The organism is Geodermatophilus saharensis, from assembly GCF_900188205.1.
Classification (GTDB): Bacteria; Actinomycetota; Actinomycetes; order Mycobacteriales; family Geodermatophilaceae; genus Geodermatophilus; species Geodermatophilus saharensis.
In genome coordinates this window covers 284,968-300,831 of sequence record NZ_FZOH01000001.1, presented here as the reverse complement: position 1 = coordinate 300,831, position 15,864 = coordinate 284,968, and the positions used below count along the sequence as shown (strand labels likewise).

24 protein-coding genes are annotated in these 15,864 nt (G+C 73.6%); 5 read left to right on the top strand and 19 right to left on the bottom strand.

All coding sequences use genetic code 11. From position 1 onward, the window contains the following. From rpsI to CHC04_RS01510, 3 genes are all read right to left on the bottom strand, one after another. Positions 1-423, bottom strand: coding sequence for a 30S ribosomal protein S9 (rpsI, locus tag CHC04_RS01520; protein WP_425432446.1), 423 nt, complete (start codon positions 421-423; stop codon positions 1-3). Continuing rightward, positions 420-863, bottom strand: coding sequence for a 50S ribosomal protein L13 (gene rplM / locus CHC04_RS01515; RefSeq protein WP_089402133.1), 444 nt, complete (start codon positions 861-863; stop codon positions 420-422). Before rplM ends, rpsI begins: the two co-directional genes overlap by 4 nt. A 125-nt stretch (positions 864-988) precedes the next feature. After that, positions 989-1,474 (bottom strand): beta-class carbonic anhydrase, encoded by a 486-nt coding sequence (locus tag CHC04_RS01510; protein WP_281252177.1) that lies wholly within the window; start codon positions 1,472-1,474, stop codon positions 989-991. 156 nt (positions 1,475-1,630) lie between these two features. Between CHC04_RS01510 and moeA the strand changes: the two genes are divergently transcribed. From moeA to CHC04_RS01495, 3 genes are read left to right on the top strand one after another with little or no spacing between them, the layout of a single operon-like run. Beyond that, the gene (gene moeA, locus CHC04_RS01505) at positions 1,631-2,824 is read left to right on the top strand and encodes a molybdopterin molybdotransferase MoeA (protein WP_089402132.1); all 1,194 of its coding nucleotides are present in this window, start codon (positions 1,631-1,633) and stop codon (positions 2,822-2,824) included. After that, positions 2,821-3,291 (top strand): cyclic pyranopterin monophosphate synthase MoaC, encoded by a 471-nt coding sequence (moaC, locus tag CHC04_RS01500; protein ID WP_089402131.1) that lies wholly within the window; start codon positions 2,821-2,823, stop codon positions 3,289-3,291. The genes moeA and moaC overlap by 4 nt, the downstream gene beginning before the upstream one ends. Next, positions 3,288-3,782 carry a MogA/MoaB family molybdenum cofactor biosynthesis protein gene (locus CHC04_RS01495; RefSeq protein ID WP_217897123.1) on the top strand — a complete coding sequence of 165 codons (495 nt, stop codon included), beginning with the start codon at positions 3,288-3,290 and terminating at the stop codon, positions 3,780-3,782. The genes moaC and CHC04_RS01495 overlap by 4 nt, the downstream gene beginning before the upstream one ends. Before the next feature lie 45 nt (positions 3,783-3,827). Here the strand turns inward: CHC04_RS01495 and fdhD are convergent, their stop codons facing one another. Beyond that, positions 3,828-4,664 (bottom strand): formate dehydrogenase accessory sulfurtransferase FdhD, encoded by an 837-nt coding sequence (gene fdhD / locus CHC04_RS01490; protein WP_089402129.1) that lies wholly within the window; start codon positions 4,662-4,664, stop codon positions 3,828-3,830. A 41-nt stretch (positions 4,665-4,705) separates the two neighbouring features. On the opposite strand from fdhD, the gene mobA reads away from it, so the two are divergent. After that, positions 4,706-5,308, top strand: coding sequence for a molybdenum cofactor guanylyltransferase (gene mobA, locus CHC04_RS01485; RefSeq protein WP_089402128.1), 603 nt, complete (start codon positions 4,706-4,708; stop codon positions 5,306-5,308). Between the two features lie 32 nt (positions 5,309-5,340). Beyond that, a complete protein-coding gene (locus CHC04_RS01480) occupies positions 5,341-6,003 on the top strand; it encodes an SDR family oxidoreductase (protein ID WP_089402127.1) in 663 nt (220 codons plus the stop codon). 31 nt (positions 6,004-6,034) lie between these two features. On the opposite strand, the gene truA is transcribed toward CHC04_RS01480, so the two are convergent. The 15 genes from truA to rpsE all read right to left on the bottom strand — a co-directional run bounded on the left by truA (position 6,035) and on the right by rpsE (position 15,809). Continuing rightward, entirely contained in the window at positions 6,035-6,883 is an 849-nt protein-coding gene (gene truA / locus CHC04_RS01475) for a tRNA pseudouridine(38-40) synthase TruA (protein ID WP_089402126.1), read from the bottom strand. Positions 6,884-6,890: 7 nt separating this feature from the next. Further along, positions 6,891-7,274 (bottom strand): hypothetical protein, encoded by a 384-nt coding sequence (locus tag CHC04_RS01470; protein WP_089402125.1) that lies wholly within the window; start codon positions 7,272-7,274, stop codon positions 6,891-6,893. Further along, complete coding sequence (rplQ, locus tag CHC04_RS25410) at positions 7,271-7,996, bottom strand: 50S ribosomal protein L17 (RefSeq protein WP_089402124.1); 726 nt, start codon at positions 7,994-7,996, stop codon at positions 7,271-7,273. The genes CHC04_RS01470 and rplQ overlap by 4 nt, the downstream gene beginning before the upstream one ends. Positions 7,997-8,145: 149 nt before the next feature. Continuing rightward, positions 8,146-9,222: a DNA-directed RNA polymerase subunit alpha gene (locus tag CHC04_RS01460; protein ID WP_089402123.1), complete on the bottom strand. Its 1,077-nt coding sequence runs from the start codon at positions 9,220-9,222 to the stop codon at positions 8,146-8,148. A 140-nt stretch (positions 9,223-9,362) separates the two neighbouring features. Beyond that, positions 9,363-9,989: a 30S ribosomal protein S4 gene (rpsD, locus tag CHC04_RS01455; RefSeq protein ID WP_089402122.1), complete on the bottom strand. Its 627-nt coding sequence runs from the start codon at positions 9,987-9,989 to the stop codon at positions 9,363-9,365. Between the two features lie 35 nt (positions 9,990-10,024). After that, complete coding sequence (rpsK, locus tag CHC04_RS01450) at positions 10,025-10,432, bottom strand: 30S ribosomal protein S11 (protein ID WP_012950456.1); 408 nt, start codon at positions 10,430-10,432, stop codon at positions 10,025-10,027. Between the two features lie 96 nt (positions 10,433-10,528). Next, the gene (gene rpsM / locus CHC04_RS01445) at positions 10,529-10,909 is read right to left on the bottom strand and encodes a 30S ribosomal protein S13 (protein ID WP_089402121.1); all 381 of its coding nucleotides are present in this window, start codon (positions 10,907-10,909) and stop codon (positions 10,529-10,531) included. 15 nt (positions 10,910-10,924) lie between these two features. Continuing rightward, the gene (gene rpmJ, locus CHC04_RS01440) at positions 10,925-11,038 is read right to left on the bottom strand and encodes a 50S ribosomal protein L36 (RefSeq protein WP_012950458.1); all 114 of its coding nucleotides are present in this window, start codon (positions 11,036-11,038) and stop codon (positions 10,925-10,927) included. A 73-nt stretch (positions 11,039-11,111) separates the two neighbouring features. Beyond that, positions 11,112-11,333 carry a translation initiation factor IF-1 gene (infA, locus tag CHC04_RS01435; RefSeq protein WP_012950459.1) on the bottom strand — a complete coding sequence of 74 codons (222 nt, stop codon included), beginning with the start codon at positions 11,331-11,333 and terminating at the stop codon, positions 11,112-11,114. A gap of 258 nt (positions 11,334-11,591) precedes the next feature. Continuing rightward, positions 11,592-12,395 (bottom strand): type I methionyl aminopeptidase, encoded by an 804-nt coding sequence (gene map, locus CHC04_RS01430; protein WP_089402603.1) that lies wholly within the window; start codon positions 12,393-12,395, stop codon positions 11,592-11,594. Between the two features lie 69 nt (positions 12,396-12,464). Beyond that, the gene (locus tag CHC04_RS01425; RefSeq protein ID WP_089402120.1) at positions 12,465-13,064 is read right to left on the bottom strand and encodes an adenylate kinase; all 600 of its coding nucleotides are present in this window, start codon (positions 13,062-13,064) and stop codon (positions 12,465-12,467) included. Then, positions 13,064-14,374 (bottom strand): preprotein translocase subunit SecY, encoded by a 1,311-nt coding sequence (gene secY, locus CHC04_RS01420; protein ID WP_089402119.1) that lies wholly within the window; start codon positions 14,372-14,374, stop codon positions 13,064-13,066. Before secY ends, CHC04_RS01425 begins: the two co-directional genes overlap by 1 nt. Positions 14,375-14,556: 182 nt before the next feature. After that, the gene (rplO, locus tag CHC04_RS01415; protein WP_089402118.1) at positions 14,557-15,000 is read right to left on the bottom strand and encodes a 50S ribosomal protein L15; all 444 of its coding nucleotides are present in this window, start codon (positions 14,998-15,000) and stop codon (positions 14,557-14,559) included. Between the two features lie 13 nt (positions 15,001-15,013). Continuing rightward, positions 15,014-15,193: a 50S ribosomal protein L30 gene (gene rpmD, locus CHC04_RS01410; RefSeq protein WP_089402117.1), complete on the bottom strand. Its 180-nt coding sequence runs from the start codon at positions 15,191-15,193 to the stop codon at positions 15,014-15,016. 1 nt (position 15,194) lies between these two features. After that, positions 15,195-15,809: a 30S ribosomal protein S5 gene (rpsE, locus tag CHC04_RS01405; RefSeq protein WP_026857030.1), complete on the bottom strand. Its 615-nt coding sequence runs from the start codon at positions 15,807-15,809 to the stop codon at positions 15,195-15,197. Positions 15,810-15,864: the final 55 nt, after the last annotated feature.

Here is a 15,864-nt window from a genome sequence, read left to right as displayed (position 1 = left end):
TCAGCGCTTCGAGTACTGAGGCGCCTTGCGGGCCTTCTTCAGGCCGTACTTCTTGCGCTCCTTGACCCGCGCGTCACGGGTGAGGAAGCCGGCCTTCTTCAGGGCGGGACGGTCGTCGGCCTCGACCTCGATGAGGGCGCGGGCGATGGCCAGGCGCAGCGCGCCGGCCTGGCCGGTGACGCCGCCGCCCTTGAGCAGGCCGACGACGTCGTACTGCTCGGCCTTCTCGAGGGTCACCAGCGGCTCGCGGACGAGCTGCTGGTGGACCTTGTTCGGGAAGTACTGCTCGAGGGTGCGGCCGTTGAGCTGGAACTGGCCGGTGCCGGGCACGAGCCGCACGCGGACGACGGCCTCCTTGCGCCGGCCGACGGTCTGGACGGGACGCCCCTCGGCGTCGGTCACGGTCGTCATGGGCGTGGTCACTGGGCCACCTGCTTGATCTCGAAGGTCTTCGGCTGCTGGGCGGCGTGCGGGTGCTCGGGGCCCGCGTACACCTTCAGCTTCTTGATCATCTGCCGGCCGAGGCTGTTGTGCGGCAGCATGCCCTTGACGGCGCGCTCGACGACCCGGTCGGGGTGCGTGCGGATCTGGTCGCCGACGTTGATCGCCCGCAGGCCGCCCGGGTAGCCGGAGTGCCGGTAGGCGGTCTTCTGGTCCCGCTTGGAGCCGGTCAGGGCGACCTTGCCGGCGTTCACGACCACGACGAAGTCGCCGACGTCCACGTGCGGTGCGAACTGGGGCTTGTGCTTGCCGCGCAGCAGGGTCGCGATCTGGCTGGCGAGTCGACCGAGCACCACGTCGGTGGCGTCGATGACGTGCCAGACCCGGTCGACCTCGCCGGGCTTGGGTGAGTACGTGCGCACGGCGCTCGTGTCCTCCGTCGTCGTCGGGGCGGCTGGTGGGATCGCCTCACCGAGCACGGGAGACGGAGCGGCACGCGCGCACCAGCCGGCGGCCGCGCACCAGCCGACGACGATACCAGCCGGGCTCAGTCGACCCGGCGGAGCTGCCCGGTGGCGACGTCGTAGACGGTGCCGCAGACGTCCTTCGACAGCAGGAACGGGCTCTCCCGCAGCAGCCGGATCGACTCGCGGACGTCGTCGTCGGGGTCGGTGAAGGTGCGGGCCGGCCACGGCGGGCGGGCGCCGGTGGCCTGCTCGACCAGGTCGGCGAAGGCGGCGTCGTCGGTCTTCTGCAGGCCGCAGTCGGTGTGGTGGACCAGGACGATCTCCCGGGTCCCCAGCAGGTGCTGGGAGATCGTCAGCGACCGGATGGTGTCGTCGGTGACGACGCCGCCGGCGTTGCGGATGACGTGCGCGTCGCCCACGGCGAGCCCCAGCAGGGGGAACAGCGGCATCCGCGAGTCCATGCAGGCGACGACGGCGACCTTCCGCGCCGGCGCCACGGGCAGCTCGCCCGGGAAGCGCTGCGCCCACTCCTCGTTGGCGGCCAGCATCCGCTCGTACTCGGCCACGTCGGCACCCCTCTCGTGCAGGCACAGGAAGCTCTCCGCGCGTCTTCCGGCGCGCGGACCCGGGGAGAGCTTCCTATGCCCGCCACCGGCGGGCACACGCGGCCCGGGCCGACGGGCCCGCCAGCCGGGTCCGCGGCCATCGGCCAGGATGACCGGGTGCGCACGGTCGAGGAACACCAGGCGGTGGTGGCCGCCCTGCTCGCGCCCCTCGGCGAGGAAGAGGTGCCGGTGGCCGCGGCGCACCGGCGCGTGCTCGCCCGCGACGTGCCCGCCGCCGTCCCGCTGCCCGGGTTCGACAACTCGGCGATGGACGGCTACGCCGCCCGGTCCGCGGATGTCGCGGCCCTCCCCGTGCGGCTGCCCGTCGCCGACGACATCCCGGCCGGCCGCACCGGTGTGCTCCCGCTCGCCCCGGGCACCGTGCAGCGGATCATGACCGGCGGACTGCTGCCGCCGGGCGCCGACGTCGTGGTGCCCGTCGAGCTGACCGACGCCGCCACCGACGTCGTCGAGATCCGCGACGCGCCCACTGCCGGCACCCACCTGCGCCGGGCCGGGGAGGACATCACCGCCGGCACCGTGGCGCTGGAGGCCGGGAGCCCGCTCGGGGCCGCGCAGCTCGGCCTGGCCGCCGCCGTCGGGGCGCGGACGCTGTGGGTGCGCCGCCGCCCGCGGGTGCTGGTGCTGTCCACCGGCAGCGAGCTGGTGGAGCCGGGCGAGCCCCTGCTGCCCGGGCAGGTCTACGAGTCCAACTCGCTGCTGTTGTGCGCCGCGGTCGAGGACGCCGGCGGCACCGCGCGGCGACTGCACTTCGTCCCCGACGACGTCGACCAGTTCCTCGCCACCGTGCGCGCCGAGCTGGCCGACGCCGACCTGCTGGTCACCAGCGGCGGGGTGAGCGCCGGCGCCTACGAGGTGGTCAAGGACGCCTTCCGCACGCTGGGCACCGTCGAGTTCGTCAAGGTGGCCATGCAGCCCGGGGGCCCGCAGGGCGCGGGCACCGTCGACGGCGTCCCGGTGGTGACGCTGCCGGGCAACCCGGTGAGCTCGTTCGTGTCCTTCGAGGTCTTCGTCCGCCCGGCCCTCCGCCGGGCGCTCGGCCACGCCGCCCCCGGCCGGCTGCGGGCGCCCGCGGAGCTCACCGCGCCGCTGCGCTCCCCCGCCGGGCGGCGGCAGTTCCTGCGGGGCCGCTACGACGCCGGCCGCGTCTCCCAGGTGGGCGGGCCCGGCTCGCACCTGGTCGCCCACCTCGCCCGGGCCAACTGCCTGGTCGTCGTCCCCGAGGACGTCACCGAGCTGCCCGCGGGCGCTCCGGTCGACGTCGTCCTGATCGAAGGAGCGCTGCAGTGAGCGACCGGCTGACGCACGTCGACGAGACCGGTGCCGCCCGCATGGTCGACGTCTCCGCCAAGCCCGTCACCGCCCGCGAGGCGACCGCCGCCGGGCGGGTGCTGGTCAGCCCCGAGGTGGTGGCGCTGCTGCGCGGGGAGGGCGTGCCCAAGGGCGACGCCGTGGCCGTCGCGCGGATCGCCGGCATCGCCGGGGCCAAGCGGACGCCGGACCTCGTCCCGCTGTGCCACCCCATCGCGCTGCACGGCGTCACGGTGGACGTCACCGTCGCCGACGACGCCGTCGAGATCACCGCGACCGCGCGCACCGCCGACCGCACCGGCGTGGAGATGGAGGCGCTGACCTCGGTCGCCGTCGCCGGGCTCACGGTGATCGACATGGTCAAGGCCGTGGACCCGCGGGCGGCGATCACCGACGTGCGGCTGCTGGCCAAGTCCGGCGGCAAGAGCGGGGAGTGGCGGCGGTGACCCTCCCCGACGGCGCGCGGGCCGTCGTCGTCACCGCGTCCAACCGGGCCTCGGCCGGCGTGTACGACGACCGCAGCGGGCAGGTGCTGGCCGAGGGGCTGCGCGCGCTCGGCTTCACCGTCGAGGGGCCGCACGTGCGCCCCGACGACGTCGACGCGCTCGTCGGCGTCCTGCGCGAGGCGGTCGCGTCCGGGGCCGACGTCGTCCTCACCACCGGCGGCACCGGGCTGTCCCCCACCGACGTCACGCCCGAGGCGACCCGCGCGGTGCTCGAGCGGGACGCGCCGGGGCTGGCCGAGGCGGTCCGCCGGTACGGGGAGGGGAAGGTGCCGACGTCGGTGCTCTCCCGCGGCGTCGCCGGCACCGCGGGGCGGACGCTGGTCGTGAACCTGCCCGGCTCGACCGGCGGCGTGCGCGACGGGCTGGCGGTGCTGGGGCCGCTCCTCCCCCACGTGGTGTCCCAGCTGCGCGGCGGCGACCACCAGGCCTAGGAAGCTCTCCCCACGTCCTGGGCTCGGAGACGTGCGGAGAGCTTCCTATGCCCCGTCGGGCAGGAGGAGGCGCTCCGGGCGGGTGTAGACGTTGCAGCCGTCGCCGCGCAGGAAGCCGACCAGCGTGATGCCGACGTCGGCGGCCAGCTCCACCGCCAGCGACGACGGCGCCGACACCGCGGCCAGCACCGGGATCCCGGCTATCGCCGCCTTCTGGGTCAGCTCGAAGCTCGCCCGCCCGCTGACCATCAGCACGTGACCGGACAGCGGCAGCCGGCCCGCGCGCACCGCGTCACCGACCACCTTGTCCACCGCGTTGTGCCGCCCGACGTCCTCGCGCAGCGCCACCAGCTCGCCGTCGGCGGTGAACAGCCCGGCGGCGTGCAGCCCGCCGGTCCTGCTGAAGACCTCCTGGGCCGCGCGCAGCCGGTCGGGCATCGCCAGCAGGGTCGCCAGCTCCAGCCGGGTGGCGTCGGCGGCGACGTCGTGGCGGGTGCGGGTGCGGATCGCGTCGATGCTCGCCTTGCCGCAGACGCCGCACGAGCTCGAGGTGAGGAAGTTGCGGTCCAGCGCGGTGACCGGGGGCTGCACGCCGGCGGCCAGGTCGACGTCGACGACGTTGTAGGTGTTGCGGCCCTCGTCGTCGACGGAGTTGCAGTAGCGCAGCCCGGCGACGTCCTCGACCCCGCCGATGACCCCCTCGGTGGCGAGGAAACCGTGCACCAGGTCGAAGTCGGCGCCGGGCGTGCGCATGGTGACCGCCAGCGGCGCGCCGTCCAGCCGGATCTCCAGCGGCTCCTCCGCGGCCACCGTGTCGGGCCGGGTGGTGCGCACGGGGCCCCGGATGCGCAACACGGGAGTGCGGCTGGTGACTCGTCCCACGAACAGCGACGGTACCCACGCCCGGCCCCTACGGTCGGTCCGTGACCGCGCCGGACCCGCTCCCGCCCTACGCGGCGGTGGTGCTCGCCGGCGGCCGCGCGGCCCGGCTCGGCGGGCGGGCCAAGCCGCAGCTGCAGGTCGGCGGCCGCACGATGCTGGCCGCGGTCCTCGACGCCGTCGCCGACGCCGGCCCGCGCGTCGTCGTCGGCCCGCCGCAGCCGGTGCCCGACGGGGTCGTCGTGGTGCGCGAGCAGCCGCCCGGCGGGGGCCCGGTCGCCGCGATGCGCACCGGCGTGGCCGCCGTCGACACCGACGTGGTCGCGGTCCTCGCCGGCGACCTGCCCTTCGTCACCCCCGAGCTGGTCCGGGAGCTGCGCGGGCTGCTCGCCGGCGACGGCGTCCTCGTCGCCGACGACGCCGGCCGCGACCAGTACCTGCTGGGCGTCTGGCGGACGGCGGCGCTGCGGCGCGCCCTGGCCGGCGCGCGGGGTCCCGTGCCGGTGCGCCGGGTGGTGGCCGCCCTGTCGGTCACCCGCCACCGGCCCGGCCGGCGGCCCGGCACGCCGCCGCCGTGGACCGACTGCGACACCCCCGCCGACCTCGCCCGCGCCCGCGCGGCCGCCGGCGAACTGGGCTGGGGGTGACCGCGCCCGCCGGAGGGTGATAGGACGGCGCCATGCGCGTCGCCATCGCCGGTGCCCACGGACAGGTCGCCCGCCGCCTCGGCCGGCTGCTGAGCGGCCGCGGGGACACCGTGGTCGGGATCGTCCGCAACCCCGAGCACGCCGCCGACCTGGAGTCCGACGGCGTGACCCCGGCCGTCATCGACCTGGAGTCCGCCTCGGTCGACGAGGTCGCCGAGGCGGTCCGGGGAGCCGACGCCGTCGTCTTCGCCGCGGGCGCCGGCCCGGGCAGTGGCGCGGCGCGCAAGCACACCGTCGACCACGCCGCCGCGGTGCTCCTCGCCGACGCCGCCGAGCGCGCCGGCGTCCGCCGCTACCTGCTGGTGTCCTCGATGGGCGTCGAGCAGGCCCGGCAGGGGACCCCGAGGGGCATGGACCCCGTCTTCGCCACCTACCTGCAGGCCAAGCTGCGCGCCGAGGACGTGATCCTGCCGCGCACCGCGCTGGACACGGTGATCCTGCGGCCGGGCCGGCTCACCGACGACCCCGGCACCGGGCGGGTCACCCTCGACCACGGCGTCGAGCCCGGTGACGTCCCGCGCGACGACGTCGCCGCCGTCCTGGTGGCGCTGCTCGACGCCGGGAAGACCGACGAGGTCGTCGAGCTCGTCGGTGGCTCGACGCCGATCGAGGAGGCCGTCGCGGCCCTGCCGTGACCCGGCTGCGCGGAACCCGGCGGCCCGGGACTCAGCTGCGCAGCGCGCGGGTGACCTGCACGCGGGCCGCGAGGTCGGCGTCGGCCGGGTAGTCGACGCGCAGCAGCGTCAGCCCGCCGGGCGGGGCGACGGCGACCTCGTCGGCGCGCCTGGCGCGGGTCAGCAGGGCGGCCGGCCAGCCGGGCTCGCGGCGGCCCTCACCGACGGCCAGCAGCGCTCCCACGAGGCTGCGCACCATCGAGTGGCAGAACGCGTCGGCGGAGGCCTCGACGGTCACCACGTCGCCGTCGCGGGCCACGCCCAGCGCCAGCAGCGTGCGGATGGTGGTCGCGCCCTCGCGACGGCGGCAGAAGGCGGCGAAGTCGTGCCGGCCGAGCAGCAGCGCGGCGGCCGCGTCCATGGCGCCGGCGTCGAGCCGGCGCGGCCAGCCCACCGTGTCGGCCCGGCGCAGCGGCGACGGGCCGCCGTCGGCGTCGGTGAGGCGGTAGGCGTAGTGCCGGGCCAGCGCGGCGAAGCGGGCGTCGAAGCCCGGCGGCGCCTCGGTGACGGCGCGGACGGCGACGTCGGGCGGCAGGACGCCCCGCAACCGGCGGACCAGCCGTCCGCCCTGCGCGGCCCACGCGTCCTGCGGCACGTCGGCGTGGGCCACCTGCCCGGTCGCGTGCACGCCGGTGTCGGTGCGGCCGGCGACGGTCAGGTGCACCGGCGTCCGCAGCACGGTCGTCAGGCCGCCCTCGAGCTCGGCCTGCACGGTGCGCCGCCCGGGCTGGCGGGCCCAGCCGGAGAAGCCGGTGCCGTCGTAGGCGAGGTCGAGGCGGAGACGGACGAGCCCGCCACCGGTGTCGGTGGCGGGCTCGTCCGGGAGGTGCTGGCTGCTCAGCGAGCGCTCACCGGGGGTCGGGCGCGGACTCGCCGCCCGGGGCGAGCGTGCCGGAGGTGGCCGCGTCGCCCAGCTCGGCGGCCTCGATCTCCGCGGCGGCCGCGCGGGCGACGTCGGGCGACAGCGTGGGGTCGTCGACGACCGCGGCGTTCTCCCGCTGCGGCTCGGGCCGGACGTCGCTGTCGTCCTGGCGGTCGCCGTCGGGGCTGAACACGTCGGTGACGACCTGCTGGGCCTCGGGGTCGACGTCGCCGGCGGTCACGGCCGGCGAGGTGTCGCCGCCGGGGCCGGTGGTCTCGCCGGTGAACGTCGCGCCCTGGTCACCGCCGCTGGCGGGGACGCCGACGGCGCCGGCGTTGCCGCCCTCGCCGGGGCGCTCCGCGCTGGTCACCGGGTGCCGCCGGGGGCCGCGCTGCCACCCGGGGTCTCGGTGTCGCCCGGGGTCTCGGCGTCGGCAGCCACGGCCTCGGTGGCGTCGGCGTCGGTGGCGTCGGCGTCGGTGGCGTCGGCGTCGGTGGCGTCGGCGTCGGTGGCGTCGACCTCGACGGTCGTGGCGTCGGCCTCGGCGGCCTCGGTCGCCGCGACCTCGTCGGCGACGGCGAGGTCATCCGCGGGGGCGGCGTCGGTGGCGTCGGTGTCGGCGGCCTCGATGGCGTCGGCGGTGACCTCACCGGAGGCGGCGGCCGCGCCGGCACCGGAGGCGAAGCGGGTGCCGCGGGCGCGCTCGGCCTCGCCGACGGCCTGCTGCGCCACGGTCAGGGCCTCGACCAGCTCGATGACGGCCATGGGCGCGTTGTCGCCCTTGCGCGGGCCGACCTTGGTGATGCGGGTGTAGCCACCCGGCCGGTTCTCGAAGCGGGGGCCGATCTCGGCGAACAGGTGGTGGACGACGTCCTTGTCCCGGATGACCGTCATGACCTGACGGCGCGCGTGCAGGTCACCGCGCTTGGCGAAGGTCACCAGCTTCTCGGCGAACGGACGCAGCCGCTTGGCCTTGGCCTCGGTGGTGGTGATCCGCCCGTGCTCGAACAGCGAGGTGGCCAGGTTGGCCAGCATCAGCCGCTCGTGCGAGGGGGACCCGCCGAGACGGGGGCCCTTGGTGGGGGTGGGCATGTCGGTCCTTCCTCAGGCGGCCGGGCGGGCGCTGCCGGCTGCGTCCAGGTGGTGCTGTGCGTTCGTGCTCGGTGTGGCGGGGTCCGGTGTGGTGACCGGGGAGCCCACGGCCGGGCGGTGGAGTACCCCACCGCCCGGCCGGTGCAGCGTCAGAGCTGCTCGGTCTCCTGGTAGGAGCCGTCGTCGTACTGGACCTGCCCGTACTCGGTGCCGTACTCGCCGGTGCCGTGGTAGGCGTCGGTCTCGTAGCCCTCGTCGTAGCTCTCGACGGAGGTCGGGATGAACCCGGGCGGGCTGTCCTTGAGCGCGAGGCCCATGGCCGCCAGCTTCATCTTGACCTCGTCGATCGACTTGGCCCCGAAGTTGCGGATGTCGAGCAGGTCGGCCTCGGAGCGGGTGACCAGCTCGCCGACGGTGTGCACGCCCTCGCGCTTGAGGCAGTTGTAGGACCGGACGGTGAGGTCCATGTCCTCGATCGGCATCGAGAAGTTGGCGATGTCGGCGGCCTCGGCCGGGCTCGGGCCGACCTCGATGCCCTCGGCGTCGACGTTCAGCTCGCGCAGCAGGCCGAACAGCTCGACCAGCGTGGAGCCGGCGGAGGCGATGGCGTCGCGCGGGGCGATCGACGGCTTGGTCTCGACGTCGACGACGAGCCGGTCGAAGTCGGTGCGCTGCTCGACGCGGGTGGCCTCGACGGCGTAGGTGACCTTGAGGACCGGCGAGTAGATGGAGTCGACCGGGATGCGGCCGATCTCCTGGCCGGGCTGCTTGTTCTGCGGGGCGGGCACGTAGCCGCGGCCGCGCTCGACGACCAGCTCGATCTCCAGCCGGCCCTTGCCGTTGAGGGTGGCGATGTGCAGCTCGGGGTTGTGCACCTCGACACCGGCCGGGGGCGCGATGTCGGCGGCGGTGACCTCACCGGGGCCCTGCTTGCGCAGGTACATGGTGACCGGCTCGTCGGAGTCGGAGCTGACGACCAGGCCCTTGAGGTTGAGGATGATCTCGGTGACGTCCTCCTTGACCCCGGGCACGGTCGTGAACTCGTGCAGGGTGCCCTCGATCCGGATGCTGGTCACGGCAGCACCGGGGATCGACGACAGGAGGGTGCGGCGCAGGGAGTTGCCGAGGGTGTAGCCGAAGCCGGGCTCCAGCGGCTCGATGACGAACCGCGAGCGCTGCTCGGTGAGGGTCTCCTCGGTCAGCGTGGGGCGCTGTGCGATGAGCATGGTGGTGTTCTCCTCCGGGTCCTCCGGCGCCCGCCATATGACGCCGTGAGGGGGGTGGTGCAGGCCCCGGCGGACATCGGTCCGCCCGCCGGGGCCGGGGTGGTGCTGTCGTGCGGGTGGTGCTGTGGTGCTGCGAGCCCCTACTTGGAGTAGAGCTCGACGATCAGCTGCTCCTGGACCGGGGTGTCGATCACCTGGCGGGCCGGGACGCTGTGGACGACGGCGCGCAGCTGCCCGCTGATGACCTCTAGCCACGGCGGCACGGGCCGCTCGCCGGCACGGGCCTGGGCGATCTCGAAGGGCACCATCCGCCGCGACTTCTCGGCGACCTCGATGATGTCGTTCGCGCTGACCCGGTAGGACGGGATGTCGACCTTGCGGCCGTTGACCCGGATGTGGCCGTGCTTGACCAGCTGGCGGGCCATGTCGCGGCTCTCGCCCCAGCCGGCCCGGTACACGACGTTGTCCAGGCGGGACTCGAGGATCTGCAGCAGGACCTCACCGGTCTTGCCCGTCTTGCGGTTGGCCTCCTCGTAGTAGCCGCGGAACTGCTTCTCGAGGACGCCGTAGATGCGGCGGGCCTTCTGCTTCTCGCGCAGCTGCAGGAGGTACTCGCTGTCCTTGCTGCGGCCCCGGCCGTGCTCGCCCGGCGGGTAGGGCCGGATCTCGATCGGGCACTTCGGGGACTCGCACTTGCTGCCCTTGAGGAACAGCTTCATCTTCTCGCGCCGGCACATCCGGCAGTCGGCTCCGGCGTAACGGGCCACGTCAGGTACTCCTCGTTCGTCTCGTCAGTGGCCGGTCAGACCCGGCGGCGCTTCTTGGGGCGGCAGCCGTTGTGCGGCTGCGGGGTCACGTCCTGGATCTGGCCGACCTCGAGGCCGGTGGCCTGCAGCGAGCGGATCGCCGTCTCACGGCCGGAGCCGGGGCCCTTCACGAAGACGTCGACCTTGCGCATGCCGTGCTCCTGGGCCTTGCGCGCGGCGTTCTCTGCGGCCATCTGGGCGGCGAAGGGCGTCGACTTGCGCGAGCCCTTGAAGCCGACGTGGCCGGCGGAGGCCCAGCTGATCACGTTGCCGGTCGGGTCGGTGATCGACACGATCGTGTTGTTGAACGTGCTCTTGATGTGCGCGGCGCCGTGGGCGACGTTCTTCTTCTCCTTGCGGCGGACCTTCTTGGCGCCGGCCGCGGCACGAGCCCTGGGAGGCATCTCTCTCCGGTTTCCTTCTGATCAGTGGCCAGGTGCAGCACGTCGCGCGCCGTCGCTCCCGCCCTCACGGGTCGCTGCGACGGCGCGCTGACGGCCTTACTTCTTGCCGGCCTTCTTCTTGCCGGCGATGGTCTTGCGCGGGCCCTTGCTCGAGCGCGCGTTGGTGCGGGTGCGCTGACCGTGCACCGGCAGGCCGCGGCGGTGCCGCAGACCCTGGTAGGCGCCGATCTCGATCTTGCGGCGGATGTCCGCGGCCACCTCGCGGCGGAGGTCACCCTCGACGCGGAAGTGCTCGTCGATGTAGTCGCGCAGCTTCAGCAGGTCCTCGTCGCCGAGGTCCTTGACGCGCAGGTCCGGGCTGACGCCGGTCGCCGCCAGGGTCTCCTTGGCGTGCGCCTTGCCGATCCCGTAGATGTAGGTGAGCGCGATCTCCATCCGCTTCTCGCGGGGCAGGTCGACGCCGGCCAGTCGTGCCATGTCTCAGGTACTCCCTCAGCCCTGCCGCTGCTTGTGGCGGGCGTTGTCGCAGATGACCATGACCCGGCCGTGCCGGCGGATCACCTTGCACTTGTCGCAGATCTTCTTCACCGACGGCTGGACCTTCACCTGTGCCGCCCCTCATTCCTGTCGATCGATGGCCGCCCGCACGGCACCGGGAGGTGCCCCGCGTCGGCGGCGGTCACTTGTAGCGGTAGACGATGCGACCGCGTGTCAGGTCGTAGGGCGAGAGCTCCACGACGACGCGGTCCTCCGGCAGGATGCGGATGTAGTGCTGGCGCATCTTGCCGCTGATGTGGGCGAGCACCCGGTGCCCGTTCTGCAGCTCGACCCGGAACATCGCGTTGGGCAGCGGCTCGACGACGCGACCCTCGACCTCGATGGCCCCGTCCTTCTTCGCCATGCCCGACACGGCCTCCCTGACTCGGTGGTGCTGGTGGTGTGGTGCTGGAGTCGCGTGCGACCACGCCGGGGCCGGCAGGTCGCGCGCGGTGGTTGCAGACCAGGTGGTGCAGGCGCTCTCGCGAGGGCGCCCCGCGCCGTGCGGCCACAGCACGACGACAGAGCGGCGCGAACGCCGTCGTTCACTGTACCCCGCTGCGACGGACCGCTCCAACCCGGCCCTCGTCACACGACGGACCCGGGCCAGGGCCCGTCCCCGTCACGTGCGGGGGGTGATCCCGAAGGGGGACAGCCCGGCGACGCCGCCGTCCTCCGCCGTCAGGACCCAGGGTCCCTCGGGAGTGATGGCGACGGTGTGCTCGAAGTGCGCGGCCCGCGACCCGTCCTTGGTCACCACGGTCCAGCCGTCGTCGAGCTCGACGGTCGCGGGGTCGCCCACGGTCACCATCGGCTCGATGGCCAGCGCGAGCCCGGGCACCAGCCGGGGGCCGCGGCCGGGCCGGCCGTAGTTGAGGACGTGCGGGTCCTGGTGCATCTCGGTGCCGATCCCGTGGCCGCCGTAGTGGTCGACGATGCCGTAGGGGTGCGACTCCGCGGTGATCGCCTGCTCGACGGCGGCGCTGATGTCGGTGAGCCGGCCGCCGGCGACCGCCCGGGCCAGGCCCGCCCACATGCTCCGCTCGGTGACGGCGATGAGCGCGGCGTCCTCGGCCGACGGCGGGCCGACCGTCACGGTGACGGCGGAGTCGCCGTGCCAGCCGTCGAGGATGGCGCCGCAGTCGATGGAGATGTTGTCGCCCTCGGCGAGGACCCGCTGCGGGTCGGGGATGCCGTGCACGACCTCGTCGTTGATCGAGGCGCAGATGCTGCCGGTGAACCCGTGGTAGCCCAGGAACGACGGGACCGCCCCGGCCGACCGGATGGCGTCCTCGGCGATGGCGTCGAGCTCACCGGTGGTCACGCCCGGCCGGACGGCGGCGCGCACGGCGCCGATCGCCCTCGCGACGACGAGGCCGGCGCCGCGCATCAGCTCGATCTCCTGCGGCGTCTTGATCTGGATCATGCGTCCACTCCACTTCGCCAGCAGCGGGAGGCGGGTCAGGATCCCGGCCGACATGCGCGGCGCCGCCCCTCAGCTGTGGTCAGACCGTCCGGGCTGCCCGAGGGCGGTCAGCACGCGCGCGGTGACCTCCTCGACGGTGCCGATCGCGTCGATGCGCGACAGCAGCCCCTCGCCGTCGTAGAACCCCGACAGCGGTGCGGTCTGTTCCCGGTAGACCTCCAGCCGGTGCCGGACGGTCTCGGGCCGGTCGTCGTCGCGCTGCACCCACTCCCCGCCGACCAGCATCCGCCGCCCGGAGAGCCGGCGGACCAGCTCCTCCTCCTCGACGACGAGCTCGACGACGCGGTCGAGGTGGTGGCCGAGCTCGTCGAGCGAACCGCGGAGCTGCTCGGCCTGGGCGATGGTGCGGGGGAAGCCGTCGAGCAGGAACCCGGCCTTGGCGTCGGGCTCGGCCAGCCGGTCCTTGACCATCGCGACGGTGATCTCGTCGGGGACGAGGTCGCCGGCGTCCATGTAGACCTTGGCCTCGAGCCCCAGCTCGGTCTGGCCGCTGACGTTGGCGCGGAAGATGTCCCCGGTGGAGATCGCCGGCACGCCGAGCTCGCCGGCGATGATCTGCGCCTGGGTCCCCTTGCCGGCTCCCGGGGGGCCGAGCAGCACGATGCGCACTACTTCAGGAACCCTTCGTAGTTGCGCTGGTTGAGCTGCGTCTCGATCTGCTTGACCGTCTCCAAGCCCACTCCCACCATGATCAGCACTGCCGTCCCGCCGAACGGGAAGTTCTGGTTGGCCCCCTGCTGGGTGATCGACAGGAAGAAGTTGGGCAGCACCGCGACGATACCGAGGTAGATCGACCCGGGCAGGGTGATCCGGGACAGCACGTACTGCAGGTACTCGGCCGTGGGCCGGCCGGGGCGGATGCCGGGGATGAAGCCGCCGTAGCGCTTCATGTCGTCGGCCCGCTCCTCGGGGTTGAAGGTGATCGACACGTAGAAGTACGTGAAGAACACGATCAGGCCGAAGTACAGGGCCACGTGCACCGCGTTGCTCTGGTCGATGACGTAGTTCTCGAAGAACTGGCGCACCGGGCCGGTCTCGTCACCCTGCAGCTGGGTGATCAGCTGCGGCAGGTAGAGCAGCGACGAGGCGAAGATGACCGGGATGACGCCGGCCTGGTTGACCTTCAGCGGCAGGTAGGTCGACGTCCCGCCGTACATCCGGCGGCCGACCATGCGCTTGGCGTACTGGACCGGGATGCGCCGTTGCGCCTGTTCGACGTAGACGACCGCGCCGATGATCAGCAGGGCGAACGCGCAGACGACGGCGAAGACGACGCCGCCGCGGGTCTGCAGGATCGAGCCGCCCTCGGCCGGGATGCGCGCCGCGATCGACGTGAAGATCAGCACGGACATGCCGTTGCCGATCCCCTTCTCGGTCAGCAGCTCGCCGAGCCACATGATGACGGCGGTGCCGGCGGTCAGCGCGATCACCAGGACGACCGTCGTCCAGATGCTCTCCGACGGGATGATCTCCTGCTGGCAGCCCGGGAACAGCTGGCCGCTGCGGGCCAGCGCGATGATGCCGGTGCTCTGCAGCACCGCCAGGGCGATCGTGAGGTAGCGGGTGTACTGGGTCAGCTTCTGCTGTCCCGACTGCCCTTCCTTCTTCAGCTGCTCGAACCGCGGGATGACCACCACCAGCAGCTGCACGATGATGCTGGCGGTGATGTACGGCATGATCCCGAGCGCGAAGATCGACAGCCGCAGCAGCGCCCCACCGGAGAACAGGTTCACCAGCGAGTAGACGTCGCGCTGACTGCCGGCCTGCGCCTGCTCGAGACAGCTGTTGATCGCCTCCACCGAGACCCCGGGTCCCGGGACGGCGGCACCGAGCCGGTACACGGCGATGATCGCCAGGGAGAACAGCAACTTTCGCCGGAGGTCTGGCGTCCGGAACGCCGCGGCGAACGCCTGCAGCACGTGCCCTCCCCTTATCGGTCGGACGAGGTTAGCAACGACGGAGGACCGCCCTGCGCCCCACCACGCGGGAGTCCGCGGCGGGGGCGCTGCAGCGAGGCGGCGGCCGGCCCGTCGGGGGGACGGGCGGGGAACAGCAGACGACCCCCGGGGCTGGTGGTGCGGCCCCGGGGGTCGTCCGTCGTTCAGATGCGGGTGGTGCTGCCCCCGGCGGCGGCGATCTTCTCCGCGGCGGAGGCGGAGAAGCCGTGCGCGTGCACGGTGACCTGGACGCCGCCCAGGTCACCGGTGCCGAGGACCTTCACCGGCTGGCCGCGGCGGACCGCGCCGGCGTCGGCGAGCGTGTCGGGGTCGACGTGCCCGCCCTGGGGGAACAGGGCGGCGATCCGGTCGAGGTTGACGACCTGGAACACGACCTTGTTCGGGTTCTTGAAGCCGGACATCTTGGGCAGCCGCATGTGCAGCGGCGTCTGGCCGCCCTCGAAGCGCGCGGAGGTGTTGCCGCGCGCGCCGGTGCCCTTGGTGCCGCGACCGGCGGTCTTGCCCTTGGAGCCCTCACCACGGCCGACGCGCGTCTTGGGGGTGTGGGCGCCCGGGGCCGGACGCAGGTGGTGGATCTTGATGGTCATGAGGGGTCCCTGCTCAGATCTCTTCGACGGCGACGAGGTGCGTCACCGCGGCGACCATCCCGCGGATCTCGGGACGGTCCTCCTGCACGACCGTGTCGTTGATCCGCTTGAGGCCCAGGGAGCGCAGCGTCTGCCGCTGGTTGGGCTTCGTGCCGATCGCCGACCGGACCTGGGTGACCTTCAGCTGCGCCATGTCAGACCCCCTGGCCCGCACGCGCCCGCAGCATGGCGGCCGGGGCGACGTCCTCGAGGGGCAGCCCGCGACGGGCGGCGATCTCCTCGGGGCGGACGAGGTCCTTCAGCGCCTGCATGGTGGCGTGCACGATGTTGATCGGGTTCGACGAGCCGAGGCTCTTGGAGAGCACGTCGTGGATGCCGGCGCACTCCAGGACGGCGCGCACCGGGCCACCGGCGATGACGCCGGTACCGGGGCTGGCCGGCTTGAGCAGCACGACGCCGGCCGCCGCCTCACCCTGCACGGGGTGCGGGATGGTGCTGGCGATCCGCGGCACCTTGTAGAAGTGCTTCTTGGCCTCCTCGACGCCCTTGGCGATCGCCGCGGGCACCTCCTTGGCCTTGCCGTAGCCGACACCCACGGTGCCGTCGCCGTCTCCGACGATCACCAGCGCGGTGAAGCTGAAGCGCCGGCCGCCCTTGACGACCTTCGAGACGCGGTTGATGGCCACCACGCGCTCGATGTAGTTGCTCTTCTCGGCGGGTGCGCCGCCGGGCCCCCGCCCGCCGTCACGACGGTCGCGGCGGTCGTTGCCGCCGCCGGCGCCGCCGCCGCGTCGCTGTGGTCCTGGCATCAGACGTCCCTCTCGATCTGCTCGTCGGCCGGGTCACCGGCCGCCTTCCGGGTCA

What these genes read in the sequence shown, in the direction of transcription:
- map (WP_089402603.1), bottom strand. Translation starts at nt 12,395, where the DNA reads ATGATCCAGATCAAGACGCCGCAGGAGATCGAGCTGATGCGCGGCGCC.
- rpsM (WP_089402121.1), bottom strand. Translation starts at nt 10,909, where the DNA reads ATGGCACGACTGGCCGGCGTCGACCTGCCCCGCGAGAAGCGGATGGAG.
- infA (WP_012950459.1), bottom strand. Translation starts at nt 11,333, where the DNA reads ATGGCGAAGAAGGACGGGGCCATCGAGGTCGAGGGTCGCGTCGTCGAG.
- CHC04_RS01480 (WP_089402127.1), top strand. Translation starts at nt 5,341, where the DNA reads ATGCGCGTCGCCATCGCCGGTGCCCACGGACAGGTCGCCCGCCGCCTC.
- rplQ (WP_089402124.1), bottom strand. Translation starts at nt 7,996, where the DNA reads ATGCCCACCCCCACCAAGGGCCCCCGTCTCGGCGGGTCCCCCTCGCAC.
- rplO (WP_089402118.1), bottom strand. Translation starts at nt 15,000, where the DNA reads ATGACCATCAAGATCCACCACCTGCGTCCGGCCCCGGGCGCCCACACC.
- CHC04_RS01460 (WP_089402123.1), bottom strand. Translation starts at nt 9,222, where the DNA reads ATGCTCATCGCACAGCGCCCCACGCTGACCGAGGAGACCCTCACCGAG.
- rpsK (WP_012950456.1), bottom strand. Translation starts at nt 10,432, where the DNA reads ATGCCTCCCAGGGCTCGTGCCGCGGCCGGCGCCAAGAAGGTCCGCCGC.
- rpsE (WP_026857030.1), bottom strand. Translation starts at nt 15,809, where the DNA reads ATGCCAGGACCACAGCGACGCGGCGGCGGCGCCGGCGGCGGCAACGAC.
- rpmD (WP_089402117.1), bottom strand. Translation starts at nt 15,193, where the DNA reads ATGGCGCAGCTGAAGGTCACCCAGGTCCGGTCGGCGATCGGCACGAAG.